This is a genomic window from Agrobacterium sp. 6Ca8, from assembly GCF_055382765.1.
In genome coordinates this window covers 896,531-917,376 of the sequence record NZ_AP026433.1, presented here as the reverse complement: position 1 = coordinate 917,376, position 20,846 = coordinate 896,531, and the positions used below count along the sequence as shown (strand labels likewise).

Sequence of the window (20,846 nt, the reverse complement as noted above, 5' to 3'; positions counted from 1 at the left end):
ATCGATTCCGGTTTTCGGGCCGATGGGCTGGAGGGTGCGGACCAAAGCAATGACCAAGGCTGACAAGGGAAGACTTGAATTCGATCTGGCGACGTTGCGCCAGCAAATCTCCGAGCGCGATGCGGGTGAGCCTTCCGCATCGGAAAGCGTTGTTCTCAATCCGCTTGCCCGGCAGATCGCCAACCAACTTCGCGCCGGCAACCATTCGCCAAACATGGTCATAGGCCAATTGCGTCTTCTCGAATTTTCGATGCTTGCGATCATCGCGGCCATCGTCAACGGCATCGCTGCGCGGCAGGGGCTTGAAACCTTTCTTGCGGTTTTCGGCATTGGGGTGCTGGGCGCGGCGGTTTGCGTGTTTCTTTTGCAGGCCGGCGACTGTTACCAGTTGCCGACGCTGCGCGCGCCGCTGAAAATGTTTGCCCGCATTCAGGGCGCCGTCTGCCTGTCCTTCGTCACCGTCGCCGGCATCCTTCTTCTGTTTTTGCCAGAAGCGCTGCATTCCTGGCAGACTTTTGCCATCTGGTACGCCACCGGCGCAATCGCCATTTTCACCGGACGGCTGATCCTCGGCTTCGCCATTCGCCACTGGGGCCGCAACGGCGTGATGGAGCGTCGCGCCGTGATAGTCGGTGGCGGCGATGCCGCCAAGGACCTCATCCGCTCGCTCGAACAGCAAACGGACAATGATATCCGCATCTGCGGCATTTTCGACGACCGGAAAAGCGAGCGTTCGCCCGATGTGGTTGCCGGCTACCCCAAGCTCGGCACCTTCGCGGAACTGGTGGAATTCGCCCGCCTGACGAAGCTCGACATGCTGATCATCGCCCTGCCGCTCAGTGCCGAGGCGCGTATCCTCCAGCTCCTGCGCAAGCTGTGGGTGCTACCCGTCGATATCCGTATCGCGGCCCATGCCAACAAATTGCGTTTCCGCCCCCGCGCCTATTCCCATGTCGGCGCGGTGCCGATGCTCGACGTGTTCGACAAGCCGATACGCGACTGGGATTCGGTCGGGAAAAGGGTGTTCGACATCGTCTTCAGCATTATCGGCATCGTTCTGTTGTGGCCGGTGATGCTGGGCGCGGCTATTGCCGTCAAAACGACATCCAAAGGCCCGGTGTTCTTCAAGCAGAAGCGTCATGGCTTCAACAATGAAACGATCAATGTCTGGAAGTTCCGTTCCATGTATACGGAACTCAGCGATCCCACGGCAAAAAAGGCCGTCACGAAAAACGATCCGCGTGTCACGCCGGTCGGGCGGTTCCTGCGAAAATCCTCGATGGACGAGCTGCCACAGCTTTTCAACGTTCTTTACGGCGATCTTTCACTGGTCGGGCCGCGTCCGCACGCCGTGCACGCCCAGACGGGCGACCTGAAATATACCGAGGTGGTGGAGCATTATTTCGCCCGGCACAAGGTCAAGCCCGGTGTTACCGGCTGGGCGCAGATCAATGGCTGGCGTGGTGAGATCGACCACGGCGACAAGATCAAGTTCCGCACCGAATACGATCTCTATTATATCGAGAACTGGTCGCTGCTTCTCGATCTCAAGATCCTGTTCCTGACACCGATCCGGCTGCTCAAATCGGAAAATGCCTATTGACCCACACCGGTTACCAGCACGCACCGGATTTTGACGCACCGCTTGCCGCCATGCGGTTGGTCGGCGCGTTCTTCATTGCCTTCGGCGTCTTTCTTTCCGGCTTCGTGATTTCCGAACCGGCGCCCTATGAGCTGATGATGGTAGGGCAAGTGGCCATCTGGTTCCTGCTGGGCTTGCGCCTTTCGCGCACCGTCGTCCTGCTTCTGTGCCTGCTGCTTGCCTTCAATGTCGGCGGTTATCTTTCGCTCACCACCATGGCCAATCTTGACGAGGGGCCGCTTTATCTCGCCGTATCGACCTTTCTGGCGCTGACCTCGGTTTTTTATGCTGCCATCATCGAGGACAAGCACCAGCGGCTGCTGCTGATTTTCCGGGCCTGGCTCGCCGCAGCGTTGATTACCTCCCTGCTCGGCATCATCGGATATTTTCACGCCATTCCCGGTTTCGAGGTCTTTACCCTTTACGATCGCGCCAAGGGCGCCTTTCAGGACCCGAACGTCTTCGGCCCCTTCCTGGTGACGCCGTCGCTGTATCTGATTTACGGCCTGCTCTCCGGCAAGGCGATGCATGCGCCATGGCGGATCCTTGGCCTGCTCATTCTGTCTCTTGCCGTGTTCCTGTCGTTTTCACGCGCCGCATGGGGCCTTTTCCTGTTTTCCACAGTGCTTCTGGTTTTCGTCATGCTGCTGAAAGAGCGTACGGCGGCATTCCGGCTGAAAATCCTCGTTCTGTTTCTCGTCGCCGTGGCATTGATGGTGGCAGCCGTCATCATCGCCCTGCAATTCAAGCAGGTAGCAGACCTGTTCTCCAGCCGCGCCTCGGCGGTGCAATCCTATGATGGCGGTCATCTCGGACGTTTTGCCCGCCACTATCTCGGTTTCCTGATGGCGATGGAACATCCGCTCGGCATCGGCCCCATGGTGTTCGATGACATCTTTCCCGCCGCGGAACATAATATCTGGCTGAAGAGCCTGACCACGCATGGCTGGTTTGGCTTCGTCATCTATCTCACGCTGATCTGCTGGACCATTGCCGCCTGCTTCAAACTGCTGCTGCGCCAGCGGCCCTGGCAGCCGTTTCTCATCATTTCCTGGGTAACCTTTGTCGGGCATGTGATGATCGGCAACGTCATTGACACCGACCACTGGCGGCATTTCTTCCTGCTGCTCGGCATATTGTGGGGATGCATGGCTCTGGAAAAGCGCGAAAGCCTGCGCCAAAGCAGAAGTGCCACATAAAGTCCTTACCCTTACGGAACCTTACATTATTTCATGCGTTTAGCCCGCGATCATGATTGTCAAACGGGGAGACATCCTATGACGCAGACGAACAATCTCTATTTTATCATTGGCGCACTTCTGGTGGTTCTTGTCGGGCTTGGAGCCTATGTCTGGCACGAAGAAAGCAAACCGAAGGGGATCGAGATGAATATCGGCCCGAACGGTGTTTCCGTGCAGGAAAACTGAGCACTTCCAGTAAAAAATGCGTAGCGGTTTCATGACTGAAACCAAGGCATTGAGTGCGTCCAACGCTTCGTTTCATTAGAGACGCACTATATGTCCGCAAGCGTCGCGCAAAGTTCGGCTATTAGACCGGGTGCATCCCAAGCTTGAGACGCCTGGGGATACACCCGGTCTTCTTATGAGAGGAGACGAAAGGCGGGATCGAGAATCTTCGCCGAGCCGGTTCGGTATGCATGACGTGTATCGGCCTGATCATGGAAACAGTGAGCGCAATGGTCTCCTCCGTCGACCTGTCCACACGCATCAACTCCACCAAACTCGCACTCAAGGCCATCAAGGAGCAGGAGGACAATTCCGCTTCGACCTCCTCACCACGAACTGCGATCCTCGACTCCTACGGGATCGACACCTCGCCCTCCTCCACCAATACGCGGCTGACCCAGCTTCTGGCGCAATATGCGCAAGTCTCCGGCACTGACGCGGAGACCGACGACACCAGCACACAGGCGCCATCCGGCGACATTACACAGGCCAGTTTCATGACAAGCCTGAAGGCGACGCTGGAAGAACTCTCCAAGGACCCGAGCAAAGCTACGCAAGCCAAGGCAATGCTGGAAGCGCTGGCCGCTGGAACGCTGACAGTCTCCGATCCGACCGAAGGCGCAAGGATAAAAGCCTGGGACGTGGAGGCCGACAACACAACCACCTCAAAACCGGCAACCGAGATTACCACGACCGGCTGGAGCGATTTTCTGAAGGACCACCTCAAGCGCGACGGTTCCGCTTATGCCAAGACCACCGGCGGCGCCTATGTCGACAGTATTTCCGGCGACAACGCATTTTTTGGCAATGTCGGCAGTCGGTATTATTATCTGACCTGGCCGCAGGCGAAAACCGGAACGCTGACGATTTAAGCCAACGTTTCCGGCGAGGGTCGCAAAGAGCGCCGCCGCACTCTTATAGATCTGCTGCGACATAGATCATGCCGCAGCATCTTCTCTGCCGCATTCAGGCGGTAGGTGCTGCGGCTTGTTCCGTTCCACCGGAAAGCGCCTTTTGCAGTTGCGCTTCCTGCTCTGGCGAAAGCGAGGTTTTGATGACCCGCCCACGAAGACCTTCCAGTTCCGCCATCACCTTTTCCGGCTGCACCTTGCGGATCAGCACGAACAACGCCGAAGAGCCATTCGGGATGGTTTCACCCAGAGATTTGATGAAATCGTCGTCGATGCCGTAATCCGTCAGCGACCCCGCAAGCGCACCCGTTCCCGCACCGATCGCGCCGCCAATCGCAAATCCCGCGAGCGGATTGAGGAACAGCAGGCCAACGAGGCCGCCCCAGAGACCACCGGAGAGAAAACCGGAGCTTGCACCGATCGCCGTCAGATTGACGCTCTGTTTCAGGTGCACCTTGCCGTTTTCATCGCGAACGACGACGACGGCATCTTCCAGATCGACCAGATATTCCTTTTTCATTCCAGCAAGTTTCAGAAGGACCCGGTCGGCCTCTTCCGTTCCGTCAAAACCGACAACGACGAGTTCGGACATGTTTCATCTCCCTGAATTTCAGTTTCGCTTAGATTGGAACGCCAAAGAACACGGCAGGTTCCCGCCATGATGGAAGGATGATGTGTCACGCGTTTGACGGGCAACATCTTCGGGAAGAAAGTCCCCTGCCCACCGTCCACAGCCTTTGTTCCTTTTTTCAAGAAAAGGCTATTTTCCGCTTGCGCCCTAACAGGCTTATATATAAACGGCTTTCAGGTTCGGAGCGTAGCGCAGCCCGGTAGCGCACTTGACTGGGGGTCAAGGGGTCGTGGGTTCGAATCCCGCCGCTCCGACCATTAAAAACAGATAGATAGCCAGTTCCCCCAGAGCTGGCTATAATTTTTTCAGCCACATTCTCGCCGGCGCCATGCGCGAATTGACAAGATGCGGTCTGGGTGTGCGTTTATCCAAGCCTGAGAACGAGGTGTGCTGTGATGGTCAAAAAAACAAAAATTGAACACTCGGAATTCTCAGGCGAATTTGAAGACGACGGTATCACGGTTCTGGTTGATATCTACCGGCCGGCTGGCACCCAGCAGGATTGGACGCTCGAGGTTATCAGCGAGCATGATGATGTCACCACCTGGGAAGAACCTTTCACGACAGACAAGGACGCCTGGGAAGAATTCCTGGCCACCTGTGAGAAAGATGGAATTCGCAGCTTCCTGGACGGCGAAGATCCATCCGTTCATTGACGCTTGACACTGCGGTGCGAGGCCGTGGCGGGCGCGAGTGCATTCAACGATAATTCTAGAAATATACCCTCATTGCAAAGCCTGTGACCATCTAGAGACGGCACGCATTTGCCTTGTTGACTCTCTGCTAAAATTAGAACATTTAGTGAACAAACGAGAGGTCAACCGATATGCCCGATGCGGAAAAAATCACCCCTGTACGGCCTGACGACATAGCTGGATATGTCATCCAGTGTCATGATGGCGATGCGAAGGCGGCTGTTGAAACGCTGCTGGGCGAAATCGAACATTTGCAGGAACAGCTTTCCCTTGCGGTTGCCATCATGGGAAAAGGCTATACGCGTGGATGGACGCCGGATTTAGGAAGTGACTGAACCAGCCACAAGCTGCGTTTGATGCAGCTTGTGGAATATCCAGTGAATGCTGCGCAGCTTTCAGGCCTTTTCAGCCAGTTCGCCGATTTCGCGGTCAATCAGATAAAGCGCATTGGGACCGTCACCGATCAGCTCGATCTTGCCCATTATCGTGCGGCACAGGCTGTCCTCCTCATGCTGTTCGTTCACGAACCATTGCAGGAAGGATGTGGTCGCATGGTCTTTTTCAGACCGCGCGAGATCAACCGCTGCGTTGATGGCGGCGGTGACACGCGATTCGTGTTGCGCGACAATTGCAAACAACCCCTTGATATCGTTTGCAGTGACCTGTGGAGCCGGCAGCTCGGTGAAAATAACTGGAGCTCCGAGATCGTTCAGAAAGCTGAAGATGCGGTGCATATGCTCCAACTCTTCGGCAGCATGGCCAAGCAGAAACTTGTAGCAACCATCGAGATTGCGCTCAGCCGCCCAGGCGGCCGCCTGAAGATAGGCGTGGTGGGCGCGCAATTCGCCGTTGAGCAGGTCGTTCAATGTCGTTTCGACTAGTTTATTTGCCATTGGTTTATCCTTGTTATGGTGATTGCAGCCAATTTTTTCGTATGGGCTGCTTCACACACCCGGCGAGCGAGATAAGAGGGATCGAGCGTCCCATCCGGTCGAGCACGGAGATGGCGTCATTGCGCCGGCGTTACCTGTGCCAGAGCCGCGTCCAGCCTTTCGCCCTTCATGACCAGTTTGGGGCGCAGCTTCTCCGCCTTTTGCCTGACCGATTCCAGATTGACGGGCTTGCCGACCTGGATCACACCGATCATCGCCATCATCAGATGCGGCGGGCAATAATAGAGATAGACGCCTTCCTTCTCGACGGTAACGGTGAAGGCCTCATCGAGCTTGCCTTTCCAGGGCGTTACGCCTTCCGGAACGGCATAGGACTGCACGTAATGGCTGGAATTTTGCGGCACGAAGGTGATGGTGTCGCCGGGCTCTGCCTTTACATAGTAAGGCTCAAACACCATGCTGCCGTCCGTGCCGTAATTGAGCATCAGCACCTTGTGTTCGGCAGCAAAGGACGGCGCGACAGAAAAGGTTACGGCCAAAGCCGCGGCAAACGTCATCAAAAATCGTTTCATGCAATTATTCCTTCAAGGGTTTTGAAATGTTCGGGCAGCGGGTCGCCAGCCGGCTGAATGACGGGATTGCCGCGCCGGTCCCGCAAAACTTCCACCGTCACCCCGTAGGTCTCGGAAATGAGTTTCGGCGTGACGATATCTCCCGGCGCGCCGGTCGCCTTCAATGCGCCACCGGAAATCACCAGCAGGTTGTCGGCATATTGGCAGGCGAGGTTGAGATCATGCAGCACTACCAGCGTTACCCAGCCATTGGCGCGGGTTTCCTGCTGCACCAGATCGAGAAGCGCCACCTGATGTTTGAGGTCCAGCGCGCTGACCGGCTCGTCCAGCAGCATCGCCTGCGGCTCGCGCATCAGAACCTGCGCGAAAAGCGCCATCTGCCGCTGCCCGCCGCTGAGGGAGGCGATCTCCCTGCCCGCCAGATGCGCTATTCCCGCCTGATGCAGGCGTGTCATGGCCAGGTCGAGCGTCTCGTCGTCAATATGCAGCGACAGACGCCCGAAACGGCCGAGTGCCACCACCTCCAGCACGCTGAGCGCAATATCGGACGTGGTGTCCTGCGGCATGTAGGCAAAGCCGTCGCGCCACTGCCTTATATACCGCCCCGCCCGCTCCCCGGCCCGAAGACGGCGGTCGCCGAGGCTGATCGAACCGGCAGCAAGTGGCAGATCGCCGAAGATCGCTCTCAGAAGGGTCGTCTTGCCCGTTCCGTTTGGGCCGATGACGGCATGAATATGCCCCGCCTCCAGACGCGCCGACAGCCCTTTCACAACAGTCTGTCCGCCGCGCTCGGCGGAAATAGAATCGAGAACCATCATCGGCCGCGCCTTTTCGGAGCGAAAATCAGCCACATCAGAAACGGCACGCCGACAATGGCCGTGACGATGCCAACCGGGAACAGCGCACCGGGAACGATCGATTTGGAGAGGATCGAGGCAGCCGACAGCATCAGCGCGCCGCTCAGCACCGACATGGGCAGGAAGAAGCGCTGATCCTCGCCCACGGTCATGCGGGCGATATGCGGCGCGACCAGCCCGATAAAACCTATGACGCCGACGAAGCTGGTGGCCGTCGCGGTCATGATGGCAACGATGACGAGAACCTTCATGCGCAGCCAGCGGACATTGATGCCGAGGCTTGCCGCCCGCATCTCCCCCATTCTGAGCGCGGTCAGCTTCCAGCAATCCGCCATCAGCAGGGCGCAGCAGAGGGCGGTCACGGCAGCGGTCAGGCCAAGCGTCGGCCAGGTCGCCTTGGTCAGGCTGCCGAACAGCCAGAAAAGGATCTGCTGGGACAGTTCCGGTGATGACAGGAACTGGATGAGCGACAGCAGCGACTGAAACAGGAAAAGAAGCGCGATGCCGCCGAGAATGATGGTTTCGGTCGTCATCTGCCGCATGGAGGCCAGCGTGAAGAGAAAAAGTGCTGCGAGCATGGAAAAGACGAACGCGCCCAGCGGAACGGCAATCATGGCATCCAGCCCGAGACCGCCAAGCGCCAGCACCAGCGCCGCACCGAAACCGGCCGCTGCGGCCATACCGAGCGTATAGGGGCTCGCCATGGGATTATTGAGCAGGGTCTGCATTTGCGCGCCACCTGCCCCGAGTGCCGCACCGACGGCAAGCGCCATCAACGCCATGGGCAGGCGAAGGCCGCGCACGATGGAATCGGTCATGGCGGCCCGTTCGCCAAGGCCGGTCAGCGACTTCACCACTTCGGCGGGCGACAGCAGCGAAGGACCAGTGGCGATATCGAGAACGAGGCTTACCGCCATCAATACGAAGAAGATAGAGACGACACGCCAGCGACGGCGCTCGCGCAGCCGGTGCGCACCGATGGCCTCGGCGTTGCGGGCAGCAATTGTCATGAAAACCTGCCTGAAAGGACTGTCTGGAAAAGCGGACGCCGCAACGGCGGCGTTCGCGAGATTTCGCCACTGTGGCGGCGAAGAAAGCACGTTTCTGCGCCGCCACAGGCAAGCGCGATATCAATCCTTGACGGCGATGGCGAAAGTGCCTTGAGGCGTTACCGGAAGGTACTTCTTGTAATAGCCGAGATAGTTGGCGATCGGATCGACATCCTTGAACTGCTCGGGATATAGCTGCTTTGCGATGTACTGAACCATGGCGAAATCGGAGAGCGTGCGCGACGCACCCTGGTAGACACCGAACAGCTGGCCGTTCTTGATGGCGGGCAATTCGCTCCAGCCCTGACGGGCCTCAAATGCCTTGAGTTTCTCGCCTGCGTCTGCCGCCTTCACCGCCTGTCCCATGGGCAGCGCTGCCGGGTTCTTGTTGTTTTCGCGACCGGAAATGAAGATGGCGTCAGGCTTGGACGCCAGAACCTGTTCTGGATTGATCGGTCCCCACCATTCGACGAAGGGAGCGGCAATGTTGTCGCCGCCAGCCGCCGTGGACATGGCGCCCCACATGTTCTTGCCGTAGGTGAAAGAATATTCGGCCGGGCCCTTGTTGCCGAACTCGACATAGACCTTCGGTTTCGGCTTTCCGGACTTGGCGACCCGGTCAGCGACCTCTTTCAGCGAACCGGCATAGAAGTCGGCAATTTCCTTGCCACGCTTCTCCTGGCCGGTCAGGTCGCCAAAAAGCCGGGTCGAGGCGACGTGCCGCTCGACCGTCTGGGCGTTGTAGTCGACGACGACGACGGGAATGCCTTCTTCTTCCAGACGATCGGCATCGAGACCAAGCGCTTTGTATTGCCAGTCTGCCAGAATCACCAGATCGGGATTGAGGCTCAACACTTTTTCGACCGAGAAAGTCTGCGCTTCCACTTCACCGACATCGGCAATGTCGGCAAGCGAGGCGCGATGCGCGAGATGCATCTTCCAGTTGGCGGGTACCCAGCCTTCCCAGGCTTCGCGAGAAATGCCGACGACGGAATCATAGGCTTTCTCGCCGCCGACCGCCATGTAGTCCTCGAAGTAGAAACCGAGAACAACGCGCTTTGCTGGAAGGTCAACCTTCACTTCGCGTCCGATGACATCTGTGATGGTCTTTTGTTCAGCCATTACATAAGGGGCGGTAAAGAGAATAGACAAGAGCGATGCGGCAAGGCCGCTCATAAATGATTTTGGGGTCATGATGCGATCCAGAAGTTGAAACAACGTCGCTCTATAAAAGATGATTAAATGAGTCAACTTAATTGTGGGATCGCATAAGTTACTAATATATAGACAAAAAATGTGATTTCCGACGAACCTCGAGAGGGAGAAAGCGGGTCGCCTGATGAAAGACAGGCTGCGTCGTTGAGAACTCAACAGTTAAGAAACCAAGCGTTTGGGCCCCGTCCCGACCGTTGCGCGATCAGAACGGAATGCAAAATCCCGCTTCAGGAGATCGATCAGCAATTTTGCGGACGCTATGCCCGACCGTTTTCAAAACTCGTTTGAAGCAATTGTGAAGTCGTCGGCGATCGACATGTGTTCGACATTTTCCCAGGTCTGGTCCATGGCATAGGTCTCAGACAGATAGGGGATGCCGATATGGCCGTAGCGGACGGAAAGCTGGCTCTCAGCCGCCTTTTCACCGAGATACGCGACGCGGCCGAGATAGAGCGCGGTCGCAAGGCCTGTCCTGTCCGCACCGGACTTGCAATGGATGAGGATGGGTTTCGGCGCATCACGCATGATCGCGACCAACTGGTTCACCTTGGTCATGTCGAGTTCGTGGCGGGCTGACATGCCAAAATCGATATGGGTCAACCCAAGCTCGCGCGAGGTTTTGATCTCATCCTTGTACCAGTCCTCGGATTCATTCTCTCCGCGCAGATTGATGACCGTCTTGATGCCATGGTCCCTGGTATAGCGGACCAGCTGCTCACTGCTTGGCTGGTTGGAGCGGTAAAGCTGCCCTGCCACCACCTCGTGAAAGTTGCCGAGAAGCTGGATGGCCAGGAGATAACCGCCTGCGGCAAGCACAGCAATACCCATACCCCCAAAGGAGCACTTCCATAATCTTCGCATAATAAATCGGTTCTCTCATTGGACGAGACAACCGATACAGCTGGATTCTGACAGTAGGCTGAAAGTTATGCGACAGTATTGTAAGAGTAGAAAAACTGCGTTTCGTCAGCGCACGAAAACGTAGACCGCATAGATGGCGATGAGCGCTGCGGCCACAGCGGCGGCGATAACACCAAGGCGTTTTTCGATGAAGTGGCGCACCGGTTCACCGTATCTTTGCAGCAACCCGGCGAGGATGAAAAAGCGCGCGCCGCGCGTGACGACAGCCGAGAGAATGAACAGGCCGAGGCTGATATTGGCCGCACCGGAGAGGATGGTGACAACCTTGATCGGCGGCAGATGCGCAAAGCCCGATGTCACCAGCAGGAGAATGATGGTCTCGTAATTTACCGAATTCTTGAGCTGCTCGAAGCTGTCCAGCTTGCCGTAAAATTCCAGAATTGGCCGCGCGATACTCTCGAAAGCATAGTGGCCGAGAAACCAGCCGGCAATGCCACCGAGAACGGAAGCGACCGTTGCGACGAGCGCATAAAACATCGCCTTTTTTGGCTTTGCCAGCACCATGGGCAGGAAAAGCACATCCGCCGGCACAACGAAGACGGAGCTTTCGACGAAGGCCACGATCGCCAGCCACCACACGGCGCTTTTGCGCGCGGCAAGCGCCATCGTCCAGGCATAGATGTTTTTCAGCATTTCATGTCCCCGGGGAAGATCGTTTTAGACCGAAGGCAAGGCGGGAGCCAAGGCATCTCAGTGGCGGTTTGTCAGCGGCGGACGGTATGACTATCGACCGCCGCCAAATCAGGATTAGAGACAACGCACGAGAATGGCAAATGTTGGAAGATTTATTTTTTGCGTTGCGGCAAATGAGAAAAACAAACAATTCCAGACCGCAGCGGCGAATGGTTGCTGCGATGCGAAATTTCATCCTCAGGTAGATAAACCGGCCTTTTTGCGGTAGAATAAGGTGTGGCGGAAAGAGGAGGAAGTTATCATGGACTATGTAAGCTTCATTACGTCGATCAATCCGGTCATACTGGTCATCCTGCTGATTGTTCTTCTCGCAGGCGCCTACAGCAGCTGGGTTTCCCACTGACAAAGGCGGGCGGCAGCACCGGTCCGAAAAGACGCTGATTTTCCATCGGCGGTAGGCATTCGGCCGGATGAATGTTATCAAACCCGGAGTTAAAGCAACTTCCGGGAAGCCTGATGTCGAACGAATTCGCATTCACTGATACGTCTGAAAAGCTCAGCACCACGCTCGAAAAGCTGATTGGGAAACTGCAAGGTCAGACGATCACATTGCGCGAGCTGATGGAGGCAATCGGCGAACAGGGCCTGCTGCTCATCTGTGCCATAGCTTCCCTGCCCTTCCTCATTCCGGTCTCCATTCCAGGCGTCAGCACCGTGTTTGGCGCAGCGATCATTCTCGTCAGTCTGGCCATCACCCTCAACCGTCTGCCATGGCTGCCGGCCAGGATTCTCGACCGGCAGATGGAAACGGCAAAGCTGGTACCGGCACTGCAGAAAGGCGTCGCCATAGTCTCCAGGCTCGATCGCTTCATCCGCCCGCGCCTTCCGGCGCTGACGGCGGGCATCGTCGCCAATAGAGTGAACGGACTTGCGCTGATGACCGCTGGCGTGTTGCTGATGATGCCGCTCGGCTTCATTCCCTTCTCCAACACCCTGCCTGGCGTCGCCATCCTGCTTTTTTCGGCGGGTATGATCCAGAGGGACGGTGTGACCGTTCTCGGCGGGTATCTGTTTCTCATCCTGACAGCGATTTATTTTGCAGCACTCGCCTACGCCGCCTTCTGGGCTGGACAGGGCCTCAGCAGCTCGATGGGCGGCTGAGCCTTATTGTCCACCTCTATTGCGGGTGTTGCGACCATTGCGTCGCGATGCCCACCAGACTGCCAGCCGCCGCCGCCTGCGGCGAACCGCCGGCAAATCGTGGGAAAGCACGATAAGACCAAGCGGGACCATCCAGAAACCGAGGATGGGCAAAAACCCGAGCGTTCCGCCCACCACCAGCGCCGAGCCGGTGGCGATCCTGCCGACGCGCGAACGCGGCATGGCAACGCTCCATTTTCCGAGATTGAGACGACCCGTTCTGTGGTCCATTCCAAATTTCATTCCATACTGCCCTTTAACATCTGGCCTGTGGATAATTTTTTCACCGTCGATAAGCCCGGAAAATCGGGACTCCGGCGAGATAAAACAAGATGAATGCGTTTTTTTTGAAAAAAGCGCTTGGCAAATCGGAAAAGCATTTGTATTACCCCGCTCACACCGCGCCAAGCAGCGCACGTTCCCTGGTAGCTCAGCGGTAGAGCATTCGACTGTTAATCGACAGGTCGCCGGTTCGAATCCGGCCCGGGGAGCCATTTTTCTCTAGAGGAGAAAAGTAACATACCGCAAAACAACCATGCAAAAACAATTGCTTACAATTGACCGCTGCTTTCATGGGCGCCAGCGCCTACTCCCATTCTTGCTATTTCGGATACTTTTTGGCTACATTTCCGTATGCAGGCGGGTAAACGAATGAAGTCAGAAGATGTTTCAAAATATGTGCTGAGAGATCCATCGAGTGGCATCTATCGGTATTACCGGCGCGTCCCTACGGAGGTTTCTCACCTCGACAAACGCGCGCATGTGAAGAAAAGCCTGAAGACGAAAAATCATAAAGACGCGCTTGAACGAGCCGAGTCTGTTCACAAGGCCTCGGAAGCTTTCTGGCGTGCCCTACTTGAGGGCAAAAGCGCCGTTGGTGCAGTCGAGGAATATGATGCGGCTGTGCGAGCTGCACAGTCAATGGGCTTCACATACAAGCCGGTGGGCGAAGTTTCCCAGATTGACATTGCCGAACTGGAGCGCCGTTTCAAAATTGCCGAGCAGAATTTCGACATATCGCGGACCATTGCCGACGGCGTCCTTGGAACCGCCCCCGAACCTAGACCACACATAAGTGACGTGTGGAAGCTCTACACACATCACAAAGAGGCCGGGCGGACCGGAATGTCGCCAAATCAGCTAGCCGAGACAAGTAAATGAGTTTGCTCCTGCGGCTGTAGGACGCTACCCGATTTAGCGTCCTGTGACCCTAGGACGATTTCGTCCTGTGGCTGTAGGACGCTTGATTTTGTATCGTCCTGTGACGGTAGGACACTAGTAGTGTCCGGCGACTGTAGGACGCTAAAATTCGGGTGGTATTCGGAGGGCCGTTTGCCAGAACCCATCACGCGGGTGAAATAGCCCCACGCTACAAGATCCTCTGTTGCGCTTGCGACGCTGCCCCTTGTTAGGCCGGTGGCTTGCTGCAAGAAACTAACACTGGCGCGCGCGTTGCCATGCTTCTGGTAATAGCGCTTGAGAATGTGGCGCGCGGTCTTGATGTGGATGAGCCGCACGGCTTCACCTACACGCCGGCCGGCGACGTCTCCCAGATCGATATCGTGGAGCTGGAGCGCCGCTTGCCACCATCGCTACCGAGGCAACTCGTCCTACAATCGTCGTGCGTACTAGAAATGTCCTCGACCGTCGCGAGCCACAATTGAGCATTCACCCCTGGTTAAGATCGCAAGCGTCATTGTCCATGGAACTGCGACGCTTTGTCGACGTTAAATCACTCATCGGGAGTCGAAATCATGAGACTATTAAGCGTAGCAATTGGTATGTTGTCCGTCGGTATCCTCTCTGGATGCGTGGATGACAGCGGATATCAATCGGGCGGTTACTACGCGTCGAGCGTTCAGTATCGTTCCAATGAGCGTGAACGATACTACCGCGACTATGACCGGCGCAATTACAATCGTCGCGACTATGTGCGTCGTGACCGTGACCGCCATGATTATGTTCGACCAGAGAGGGAACCGCAAAGAGATCCTTCCGGAAACAGCAGAGAATGGATCGATCAAGGCGGTGGCAGAGGGTACGAGCGAGCCGTCGTCAACGGGCAGGTCATTTACAGGACGGGGAAAGACGTCCAGTAGGGCAACTAAATGCACGCCGCCAGGTGCTGCAGATCGAAGGGCGAACCATCGACTTGGCGCTTTCTGCTCACTATCCTCACAAGCAAATAAAAACCCGCCCACCTCTCGGCAGGCGGGTTGAATGCCTTGGCCATTGGTTGGGGGTAATGTGCGAACTAGTTTTTTTATCCTGCCGGCTAACCGGTTTTGTACGTCCATAAGGATCATATTCAACAATTATATTAGAAGGCCAATATTCGCTTGCTCCGCCAAAAACAGCGAAACCTTCAAGTGGTCCTCGATATAGATCAGTTTCTATCTTTCCATAATCAATTCTCCTAAAGTATTGGAGATTTTAATTATAGACAAAAACCAAATACGTTTCTTTATCGATTAGACTACTTACTCCTGCTCACCTCAACAGGGCATAAATGCTTGAGACCTCAATCGAGAAAGAGCAACATGTATTTTCAATCATATGATCGCGATGCCGAATACTTCTACTGGCTAGAGCGCGTTTATTGCTGCTGTCCGCACAGGTACTCTGGTTACTGGCGGCCTTGCTGTCGCTCTCGGTCCCATTGGTTTGATCGCTGGGAGGCTTCTGCTGCACTGTGCCTGCTCATCGACGGTGCCAACGCTACCGATACCGCAACCACAAACGCCAACGCCGCTATCTATAGTAATCCCTCGGCCCTAGATCAGGCAAAGTTTTCTTCAAACGGCTATACCTCTGCACTGCGCGATCAGATTCAGATGCAATATACCGCAGCTTGTGCCACCGGCCCGGGGAGCCATTTTTTCCAAAATATGGCATGATGAGCGAGATGCCGCAGCATTCGCTCTATATCGATCTTGGCATAGGCGCGTAGCTGGGCGCTATTGACCTCAGGTCTTCTTCGCCACACGCTTCGTCGAAGTGGACGCGTTGGTGAGTGCCGGCGGATCGCTTGCCGGGAAACTTTCCTCCAGGCTTTCGGTCAGGTCGTCGTCTTTTCGGCTGGTCTCAGCTTTTTGCTCTTTCTGAAGAGATTTTACCGCTGGTGATTTGGCATTTTTTGCCGAAGCCTTATCCGCAGTCACCTTCTTCTGGACCAAGGACTTGGCGGCAGCGGGTTTCTTCGCGCCATTTTTGCCATTGGTCTTTCCGGTTTCTGTGCTTGCCGAGACCTCCAGTTCCGCCTCCATCCAGTGGCGTTCGTGATGTCCCTCCGGCCTGCCTTCCCTCTCCCATATTGCGCGGGCTTTTTCGCGGATTGCTGCTTCGCGATCATGGTTCATAACGTCCTCCTCTTTGCGTCGCATCGGCTTTGACTGCGCCAATTGAAAAACAGAAATGGCCGGAAATTGTTCCGCGTCCGGAGATTGCGCATGCGCATTTCCCTGAAAAAAGGGAACCCTACTCACTGCAGGATCGTTTGTCCGGCAGGAACCCGCAGGAGGACCATCCATGAGCGATCCGAAACAGAAGAAAAACGAACCTCTCGATATCAAAGACGAAGATTTGCCGCGTTTTGAAACCGACAGCGAACTCAAATCGAAAGAAAGTGAGATTTACCCCGATGAATCGATAAGCCTGCGCGCACGCCGGCAGGCAGCGCGGCAACACGAGGATGCCTTCATCGTCGCCACAGACCTTGAGGACGATGACCAGCGCGATGCGGCACCCGGCACAAGGGAACAGCCATAGGGGCCTTAAAACGCATAAGGCGGGCCACAGCCCGCCTTTATAAGGATCGTAGTAAGTTGGTCCGGTCTTCAGCGACGCACGGAAACGATGGCCTTGCGGTTGAAGTTCGACACCTGCACCCGGCCGGACTGATTGCCGCCGAGAATTTGCGCTGTCTTGCCGCTCATGCTCTTCAATATTCCGGCGTGATAACCGCGGCCGTTGCGAATGACGACAACATCGCCCGGTTTGGCGGCGGCGACGGGAACGGCATAACCGAATGACGTCCAGGATTTTGCAAATCCGTAGGATTTGGGCGATGCGCGCCCGGCCTTGCTGGCAACGGCATGAAGGAACAGGCCACACCACGGTGTGCTGCGGGGATTTGCCCCAAGAATATTCTTCAGGCTCTTGTTGTTTTTGGATTCATGCAGTCCGGTGTATTTTTCAGCTTGGTTCAGCATGCCAGCCGACGCGGGTGCCACGACTGTAAAAGCCAAGGCAGCGGATAGAATTAACGCGGATACTCTCAAACGTCTCGCCCTTATGTTAGAGGGCGTCCGTGTATTGTGACAATTTAGCGACAATTTGACGAGAAAAGGGCAGAAATCAGACGGATATTCATGCGGACTGATCTGTCATTGCTTTAAAACAGGCTGCCCTGTGCATCGTCAGCGCGGCTGCGGCCGGCATTTTCGAGATCCAGCATGCGTAATTTGGTGTTCGTTCCGCCCGGCGCGGAAAAGCCACCCAGCCGGCCGCCAGCCGCCAGAACACGGTGGCAGGGAATGATCAGCGGCACGGGATTTTTCGCCATGGCCTGCCCGACGTCGCGGGCCTTTTCCATGGAGAGGCCCAGCGTTTTTACGATACCGCCATAGGTCGTCGTGCGGCCCCAGCCGATATGCCGTGCCACCTTATAGACATCTAGAAAGAACCGCTCCTGCCCGGAAAGATCGAGTTCCACGGGCGTAAAATCAATCTCTTCACCATCGAAATAGCGGCTAACCATCGCAATCGCCTCACGGGCGCGTGTGTCGGGTACAGCAATGGAAGATGACGGCAGGCGTTTCTGGATTAGTTTTTCGGTTTCACCGGCATCTGCGCTGGGCAATTGCAGACGGGCGATACCGCGCTCTGCCCATGCGAGGCCGCAATGGCCGAGAGCTGTCGGGAAAACAATATAGCCGTAGTGGTTGGTCATTGCCGTATTCATCCGCTTTGCACGCGCACGATGCCATATCCTGCGTTCGACACAACCCGTTTCTGGCGGCGGATAAAACAAGGCCACCCGGCTTTACGGGTGGCCTTTCACATCTTAATCCCGGAACGCTGTCAGGATGCAAGTTTACCCTGATCTTCCACCTTGTTTCCGGCCTCCAAGAGGCATTGCGCCTGGCGGCTCGCGGTAACGAAGGCGGCGCGCGCAATCTCTCCCGCCACGTCCCCCATCAGCGAGGCGCGGCACAGACGCAGGGCCTGCTCATGCGCCTTGTCACCGCGTTGTGGCCATTCGTGCTGGAGAAAATCGAAGGCCTCGTAAACGCCGTTGAAAATCCGGGGAGCACCGTTTTCCAAGGATATGGTAACAGGCTTTTCCCACTTAACGTCTTTCAGCAACATTGATTGTACTTCCATGCTCTATTAACCAGCGAAAAACGCTGGCTCCTCCAGTTGGTTCCCTTCACTTTCGGTTTCAAGGTCGAAAAAATAGCCCTCGAAAAACCATGTGCCTCCAGCTTTCCATTCTACGCGATTTGAGGAACAAAGCGTTTCAACACTCGTTCAAGCGGAAGTGAACCGGATCCCTTCATGCCAACAAAATCCTCTCCTGTTATCGTCTGGTTCCGCAAGGACTTGCGCCTTGCGGACAATCTCGCCCTTCTCGCAGCGGTGGAGCATGGCGGCCCCGTCATACCGCTCTATATCCGTGAGACATCCAGCGGCCCGCTGGGCGGCGCGCAGGAATGGTGGGTTCACCATTCGCTTGCCTCTCTTTCCGCGGCGCTGGAAAAATGCGGCAGCCGTCTACTTCTCAGGAGCGGCAACGCAGAGGAGACGCTGCGCCGGCTTATAGCCGAGACCGGCGCGGATGCAGTCCTCTGGAACCGTCGTTATGAGCCGACCGGCATGGCAACGGACAAGACACTAAAAGAGGCGCTTGGGGACGACGGCCTGACAGTTCGCAGCTTTGCCGGACACCTCCTGCATGAACCATCCCGGGTGCAGACCAAATCCGGCGGTCCCTACCGGGTCTATACGCCCTTCTGGCGGGCTCTGGAGGGCGGCGAGGAGCCACATACGCCGGCGGATGCACCGCAGAGCCTGAAGGCACCTGAGACATGGCCAAAATCGGAGAAACTCGATGATTGGAAGCTTCTGCCGGTCAAACCGGACTGGGCCAGGGGTTTCAGCGAGATATGGACACCCGGTGAAAATGCCGCGCGGGAAAAACTCGATGATTTCATCGATGGTGCCTTGAAGGGTTATGAGGAAGGCCGCGATTTTCCGGCGAAGGACGCCACGTCGCTTCTTGCGCCGCATCTGGCGCTCGGCGAAATATCGCCCGCCGCCGTGTGGCATGCGACGAAGGGGCTATCACGCCATATCGCGTCCAACGATATCAGCCGTTTCCGCAAGGAACTCGTCTGGCGGGAATTCTGCTACCATCTGCTGTTCCACTTTCCCGAGCTGGACGAGAAAAACTGGAACGACAGTTTCGACGCCTTCGGCTGGCGGGACGATGACACATCCTTCAACGCCTGGACGCGTGGCATGACGGGTTATCCGATCGTGGATGCCGGCATGCGGCAATTGTGGAAACATGGCACCATGCACAACCGGGTGCGCATGATCGTGGCATCCTTCCTCATCAAACATCTACTTATCGACTGGCGCAAAGGAGAGAAGTGGTTTCGCGATACGCTTGTTGATGCCGATCCGGCCTCCAACGCCGCCAACTGGCAGTGGGTGGCGGGTTCGGGCGCGGACGCCTCGCCGTTCTTCCGCATTTTCAACCCCATATTGCAGGGGGAGAAATTCGATGCCGAGGGAGACTACGTGCGCCGCTTCGTGCCGGAGCTTGAAAAGCTTGAGCGAAAATACATCCACAAGCCGTTTGAAGCACCGAAAGAGGTGCTTAAAAAGGCGGGTATCGAGCTCGGCAAGACCTATCCTCTGCCGATCGTCGACCATGGGAAGGCACGGGAAAGAGCACTTGCGGCCTATGCCGAAGTGAAGAACAACGCATAAAATTGGGTATCGGCAAAATTTTGCGTGGCGAAGCCTGAGGCGGGAAGATAATTTCTTGCCTTGAGGCGGTTGTAACGGGACATAACGGCACCTAATTTCCGCTCAGACAAGAAGGCTCAATCATGACCATTCATCCCTCTGCGCTCAGTGCTATCGGCAACACGCCGCTTATCCGTCTGAAAGCTGCCTCTGAAGCGACGGGGTGTGAAATCCTCGGCAAGGCGGAGTTTCTCAATCCCGGCCAATCGGTGAAGGATCGCGCCGCGCTTTACATCATCCGCGATGCGGAACGGCGCGGACAGCTGCGGCCGGGTGGCACCATCGTGGAAGGCACGGCAGGCAATACCGGCATCGGCCTGTCGCTGGTGGCCAATGCGCTCGGCTACAAGACTGTCATTGTCATTCCCGAGACGCAAAGCCAGGAAAAGAAGGATGCGCTGAAGCTTCTCGGCGCAAAGCTGATCGAGGTTCCGGCGGCACCCTATTCCAACCCGAACAATTACGTGAAGGTTTCCGGCCGCCTGGCAAAACAGCTGGCCGCGACGGATGAAAACGGCGCGATCTGGGCCAACCAGTTCGACAATATCGCCAACCGTCAGGCCCATATTGAGACAACGGCACCGGAAATATGGGACCAGACGGACGGCAAGGTCGATGGTTTCATTTGCTCCGTCGGTTCCGGCGGAACGCTTGCGGGCGTGGCTGACGGCCTGCGCGATTTCAATCCCGATATAAAGATCGGCCTTGCCGACCCTGAGGGGGCCGCCCTCTACGAATTTTACAAGCATGGCGTCCTGAAGTCGGAAGGCTCCTCTATCACCGAGGGCATCGGACAGGGGCGCATCACCGCCAATCTGGAAGGCTTCGCGCCGGATTTCTCCTATCGTATTTCGGATGCAGAAGCCCTGCCGGTGCTGTTCGATCTGGTCACGAAAGAGGGTCTTTGCCTCGGTGGCTCCTCCGGCATCAACATTGCCGGCGCAATCCGCCTTGCCCGCGAGCTTGGTCCGGGGCATACAATCGTGACGATACTTTGCGACTACGGTAATCGTTATCAGTCGAAGCTGTTCAATCCGGATTTCCTGCGCTCCAAGGGGCTTCCGGTTCCGCAGTGGCTGGCAACGAAAAGCGAGATTGCGGTTCCGTACGAAACCGTTTGAGG

At 56.4% G+C, this 20,846-nt stretch carries 25 protein-coding genes and 2 tRNA genes; 14 read left to right on the top strand and 13 right to left on the bottom strand.

Going from position 1 to position 20,846, the window contains the following annotated elements; translation table 11 throughout:
* Window positions 1–49: 49 nt before the first annotated feature.
* From uppE to ACZ5A6_RS04590, 4 genes are all read left to right on the top strand, one after another.
* Window positions 50–1,603: a polysaccharide biosynthesis glycosyltransferase UppE gene (uppE, locus tag ACZ5A6_RS04605; protein WP_003512611.1), complete on the top strand. Its 1,554-nt coding sequence runs from the start codon at window positions 50–52 to the stop codon at window positions 1,601–1,603.
* Window positions 1,600–2,841, top strand: a complete 1,242-nt coding sequence (gene uppF, locus ACZ5A6_RS04600) for a polysaccharide biosynthesis O-antigen ligase family protein UppF (protein WP_025593231.1) — start codon at window positions 1,600–1,602, stop codon at window positions 2,839–2,841. Before uppE ends, uppF begins: the two co-directional genes overlap by 4 nt.
* Window positions 2,842–2,919: 78 nt before the next feature.
* On the top strand, window positions 2,920–3,069 hold the full coding sequence (locus ACZ5A6_RS04595; protein WP_003512607.1) for a hypothetical protein: 150 nt from the start codon (window positions 2,920–2,922) through the stop codon (window positions 3,067–3,069).
* A gap of 230 nt (window positions 3,070–3,299) precedes the next feature.
* Window positions 3,300–3,980: a hypothetical protein gene (locus ACZ5A6_RS04590; protein ID WP_236776150.1), complete on the top strand. Its 681-nt coding sequence runs from the start codon at window positions 3,300–3,302 to the stop codon at window positions 3,978–3,980.
* 94 nt (window positions 3,981–4,074) lie between these two features.
* Here the strand turns inward: ACZ5A6_RS04590 and ACZ5A6_RS04585 are convergent, their stop codons facing one another.
* On the bottom strand, window positions 4,075–4,611 hold the full coding sequence (locus ACZ5A6_RS04585; RefSeq protein WP_174061457.1) for a DUF1269 domain-containing protein: 537 nt from the start codon (window positions 4,609–4,611) through the stop codon (window positions 4,075–4,077).
* A 219-nt stretch (window positions 4,612–4,830) separates the two neighbouring features.
* On the opposite strand from ACZ5A6_RS04585, the gene ACZ5A6_RS04580 reads away from it, so the two are divergent.
* The 3 genes from ACZ5A6_RS04580 (at window position 4,831) to ACZ5A6_RS04570 (ending at window position 5,680) form a co-directional block, all read left to right on the top strand.
* Window positions 4,831–4,907: transfer RNA gene (locus tag ACZ5A6_RS04580), tRNA-Pro, on the top strand.
* A gap of 138 nt (window positions 4,908–5,045) precedes the next feature.
* The gene (locus ACZ5A6_RS04575; protein ID WP_003512603.1) at window positions 5,046–5,306 is read left to right on the top strand and encodes a hypothetical protein; all 261 of its coding nucleotides are present in this window, start codon (window positions 5,046–5,048) and stop codon (window positions 5,304–5,306) included.
* A gap of 170 nt (window positions 5,307–5,476) precedes the next feature.
* Entirely contained in the window at window positions 5,477–5,680 is a 204-nt protein-coding gene (locus ACZ5A6_RS04570) for a hypothetical protein (RefSeq protein WP_013635930.1), read from the top strand.
* 60 nt (window positions 5,681–5,740) lie between these two features.
* Here ACZ5A6_RS04570 and ACZ5A6_RS04565 read toward each other — a convergent pair whose 3' ends face one another.
* From ACZ5A6_RS04565 to ACZ5A6_RS04535, 7 genes are all read right to left on the bottom strand, one after another.
* On the bottom strand, window positions 5,741–6,238 hold the full coding sequence (locus tag ACZ5A6_RS04565; protein ID WP_003512602.1) for a ferritin: 498 nt from the start codon (window positions 6,236–6,238) through the stop codon (window positions 5,741–5,743).
* 116 nt (window positions 6,239–6,354) lie between these two features.
* A complete protein-coding gene (locus ACZ5A6_RS04560; RefSeq protein ID WP_174061458.1) occupies window positions 6,355–6,810 on the bottom strand; it encodes a pseudoazurin in 456 nt (151 codons plus the stop codon).
* Window positions 6,807–7,628, bottom strand: a complete 822-nt coding sequence (locus ACZ5A6_RS04555; RefSeq protein WP_080798786.1) for an ABC transporter ATP-binding protein — start codon at window positions 7,626–7,628, stop codon at window positions 6,807–6,809. Before ACZ5A6_RS04555 ends, ACZ5A6_RS04560 begins: the two co-directional genes overlap by 4 nt.
* Window positions 7,625–8,677, bottom strand: a complete 1,053-nt coding sequence (locus tag ACZ5A6_RS04550; RefSeq protein ID WP_065704973.1) for a FecCD family ABC transporter permease — start codon at window positions 8,675–8,677, stop codon at window positions 7,625–7,627. Before ACZ5A6_RS04550 ends, ACZ5A6_RS04555 begins: the two co-directional genes overlap by 4 nt.
* Window positions 8,678–8,797: 120 nt before the next feature.
* Entirely contained in the window at window positions 8,798–9,892 is a 1,095-nt protein-coding gene (locus ACZ5A6_RS04545) for an ABC transporter substrate-binding protein (RefSeq protein ID WP_035198131.1), read from the bottom strand.
* A gap of 312 nt (window positions 9,893–10,204) precedes the next feature.
* The gene (locus ACZ5A6_RS04540; RefSeq protein ID WP_003512595.1) at window positions 10,205–10,759 is read right to left on the bottom strand and encodes a dual specificity protein phosphatase family protein; all 555 of its coding nucleotides are present in this window, start codon (window positions 10,757–10,759) and stop codon (window positions 10,205–10,207) included.
* Window positions 10,760–10,897: 138 nt separating this feature from the next.
* Window positions 10,898–11,485 carry a YqaA family protein gene (locus ACZ5A6_RS04535; RefSeq protein WP_003512594.1) on the bottom strand — a complete coding sequence of 196 codons (588 nt, stop codon included), beginning with the start codon at window positions 11,483–11,485 and terminating at the stop codon, window positions 10,898–10,900.
* A gap of 516 nt (window positions 11,486–12,001) precedes the next feature.
* On the opposite strand from ACZ5A6_RS04535, the gene ACZ5A6_RS04530 reads away from it, so the two are divergent.
* Window positions 12,002–12,646, top strand: coding sequence for an exopolysaccharide biosynthesis protein (locus tag ACZ5A6_RS04530; RefSeq protein WP_003512591.1), 645 nt, complete (start codon window positions 12,002–12,004; stop codon window positions 12,644–12,646).
* A gap of 3 nt (window positions 12,647–12,649) precedes the next feature.
* Here ACZ5A6_RS04530 and ACZ5A6_RS04525 read toward each other — a convergent pair whose 3' ends face one another.
* On the bottom strand, window positions 12,650–12,928 hold the full coding sequence (locus ACZ5A6_RS04525; protein WP_013635921.1) for a hypothetical protein: 279 nt from the start codon (window positions 12,926–12,928) through the stop codon (window positions 12,650–12,652).
* A 176-nt stretch (window positions 12,929–13,104) separates the two neighbouring features.
* On the opposite strand from ACZ5A6_RS04525, the gene ACZ5A6_RS04520 reads away from it, so the two are divergent.
* The 3 genes from ACZ5A6_RS04520 (at window position 13,105) to ACZ5A6_RS04510 (ending at window position 14,349) form a co-directional block, all read left to right on the top strand.
* Window positions 13,105–13,179 (top strand) — tRNA-Asn (locus tag ACZ5A6_RS04520).
* Between the two features lie 157 nt (window positions 13,180–13,336).
* A complete protein-coding gene (locus ACZ5A6_RS04515) occupies window positions 13,337–13,846 on the top strand; it encodes a DUF6538 domain-containing protein (RefSeq protein ID WP_003512587.1) in 510 nt (169 codons plus the stop codon).
* A gap of 260 nt (window positions 13,847–14,106) precedes the next feature.
* Window positions 14,107–14,349: a hypothetical protein gene (locus tag ACZ5A6_RS04510; RefSeq protein WP_162736169.1), complete on the top strand. Its 243-nt coding sequence runs from the start codon at window positions 14,107–14,109 to the stop codon at window positions 14,347–14,349.
* A 1,302-nt stretch (window positions 14,350–15,651) separates the two neighbouring features.
* Here the strand turns inward: ACZ5A6_RS04510 and ACZ5A6_RS04505 are convergent.
* Entirely contained in the window at window positions 15,652–16,044 is a 393-nt protein-coding gene (locus tag ACZ5A6_RS04505) for a DUF2934 domain-containing protein (RefSeq protein WP_003512570.1), read from the bottom strand.
* Between the two features lie 169 nt (window positions 16,045–16,213).
* Between ACZ5A6_RS04505 and ACZ5A6_RS04500 the strand changes: the two genes are divergently transcribed.
* Window positions 16,214–16,453 (top strand): hypothetical protein, encoded by a 240-nt coding sequence (locus ACZ5A6_RS04500; RefSeq protein WP_013635919.1) that lies wholly within the window; start codon window positions 16,214–16,216, stop codon window positions 16,451–16,453.
* A 68-nt stretch (window positions 16,454–16,521) separates the two neighbouring features.
* Here ACZ5A6_RS04500 and ACZ5A6_RS04495 read toward each other — a convergent pair whose 3' ends face one another.
* The 3 genes from ACZ5A6_RS04495 to ACZ5A6_RS04485 form a co-directional block, all read right to left on the bottom strand.
* Complete coding sequence (locus ACZ5A6_RS04495; protein ID WP_025593218.1) at window positions 16,522–16,965, bottom strand: TIGR02594 family protein; 444 nt, start codon at window positions 16,963–16,965, stop codon at window positions 16,522–16,524.
* Between the two features lie 113 nt (window positions 16,966–17,078).
* On the bottom strand, window positions 17,079–17,636 hold the full coding sequence (locus ACZ5A6_RS04490) for a methylated-DNA--[protein]-cysteine S-methyltransferase (RefSeq protein WP_174061459.1): 558 nt from the start codon (window positions 17,634–17,636) through the stop codon (window positions 17,079–17,081).
* 131 nt (window positions 17,637–17,767) lie between these two features.
* Entirely contained in the window at window positions 17,768–18,055 is a 288-nt protein-coding gene (locus ACZ5A6_RS04485; protein ID WP_003512562.1) for a DUF982 domain-containing protein, read from the bottom strand.
* Window positions 18,056–18,244: 189 nt separating this feature from the next.
* Between ACZ5A6_RS04485 and ACZ5A6_RS04480 the strand changes: the two genes are divergently transcribed.
* Entirely contained in the window at window positions 18,245–19,684 is a 1,440-nt protein-coding gene (locus ACZ5A6_RS04480) for a cryptochrome/photolyase family protein (RefSeq protein ID WP_174061460.1), read from the top strand.
* A 122-nt stretch (window positions 19,685–19,806) separates the two neighbouring features.
* Window positions 19,807–20,844, top strand: coding sequence for a cysteine synthase A (locus tag ACZ5A6_RS04475; protein WP_112681865.1), 1,038 nt, complete (start codon window positions 19,807–19,809; stop codon window positions 20,842–20,844).
* Window positions 20,845–20,846: the final 2 nt, after the last annotated feature.

Coding starts and splice junctions, on each gene's coding strand:
- ACZ5A6_RS04490 (WP_174061459.1), bottom strand. CDS start 17,636: ATGACCAACCACTACGGCTATATTGTTTTCCCGACAGCTCTCGGCCAT.
- ACZ5A6_RS04575 (WP_003512603.1), top strand. CDS start 5,046: ATGGTCAAAAAAACAAAAATTGAACACTCGGAATTCTCAGGCGAATTT.
- ACZ5A6_RS04485 (WP_003512562.1), bottom strand. CDS start 18,055: ATGTTGCTGAAAGACGTTAAGTGGGAAAAGCCTGTTACCATATCCTTG.
- ACZ5A6_RS04565 (WP_003512602.1), bottom strand. CDS start 6,238: ATGGCAAATAAACTAGTCGAAACGACATTGAACGACCTGCTCAACGGC.
- ACZ5A6_RS04585 (WP_174061457.1), bottom strand. CDS start 4,611: ATGTCCGAACTCGTCGTTGTCGGTTTTGACGGAACGGAAGAGGCCGAC.
- ACZ5A6_RS04545 (WP_035198131.1), bottom strand. CDS start 9,892: ATGAGCGGCCTTGCCGCATCGCTCTTGTCTATTCTCTTTACCGCCCCT.
- ACZ5A6_RS04555 (WP_080798786.1), bottom strand. CDS start 7,628: ATGATGGTTCTCGATTCTATTTCCGCCGAGCGCGGCGGACAGACTGTT.
- ACZ5A6_RS04570 (WP_013635930.1), top strand. CDS start 5,477: ATGCCCGATGCGGAAAAAATCACCCCTGTACGGCCTGACGACATAGCT.
- uppE (WP_003512611.1), top strand. CDS start 50: ATGACCAAGGCTGACAAGGGAAGACTTGAATTCGATCTGGCGACGTTG.
- ACZ5A6_RS04480 (WP_174061460.1), top strand. CDS start 18,245: ATGCCAACAAAATCCTCTCCTGTTATCGTCTGGTTCCGCAAGGACTTG.
- ACZ5A6_RS04525 (WP_013635921.1), bottom strand. CDS start 12,928: ATGAAATTTGGAATGGACCACAGAACGGGTCGTCTCAATCTCGGAAAA.
- ACZ5A6_RS04500 (WP_013635919.1), top strand. CDS start 16,214: ATGAGCGATCCGAAACAGAAGAAAAACGAACCTCTCGATATCAAAGAC.
- ACZ5A6_RS04515 (WP_003512587.1), top strand. CDS start 13,337: ATGAAGTCAGAAGATGTTTCAAAATATGTGCTGAGAGATCCATCGAGT.
- ACZ5A6_RS04590 (WP_236776150.1), top strand. CDS start 3,300: ATGACGTGTATCGGCCTGATCATGGAAACAGTGAGCGCAATGGTCTCC.
- ACZ5A6_RS04560 (WP_174061458.1), bottom strand. CDS start 6,810: ATGAAACGATTTTTGATGACGTTTGCCGCGGCTTTGGCCGTAACCTTT.
- ACZ5A6_RS04595 (WP_003512607.1), top strand. CDS start 2,920: ATGACGCAGACGAACAATCTCTATTTTATCATTGGCGCACTTCTGGTG.
- ACZ5A6_RS04550 (WP_065704973.1), bottom strand. CDS start 8,677: ATGACAATTGCTGCCCGCAACGCCGAGGCCATCGGTGCGCACCGGCTG.
- ACZ5A6_RS04505 (WP_003512570.1), bottom strand. CDS start 16,044: ATGAACCATGATCGCGAAGCAGCAATCCGCGAAAAAGCCCGCGCAATA.
- ACZ5A6_RS04475 (WP_112681865.1), top strand. CDS start 19,807: ATGACCATTCATCCCTCTGCGCTCAGTGCTATCGGCAACACGCCGCTT.
- ACZ5A6_RS04535 (WP_003512594.1), bottom strand. CDS start 11,485: ATGCTGAAAAACATCTATGCCTGGACGATGGCGCTTGCCGCGCGCAAA.
- ACZ5A6_RS04540 (WP_003512595.1), bottom strand. CDS start 10,759: ATGGGTATTGCTGTGCTTGCCGCAGGCGGTTATCTCCTGGCCATCCAG.
- ACZ5A6_RS04530 (WP_003512591.1), top strand. CDS start 12,002: ATGTCGAACGAATTCGCATTCACTGATACGTCTGAAAAGCTCAGCACC.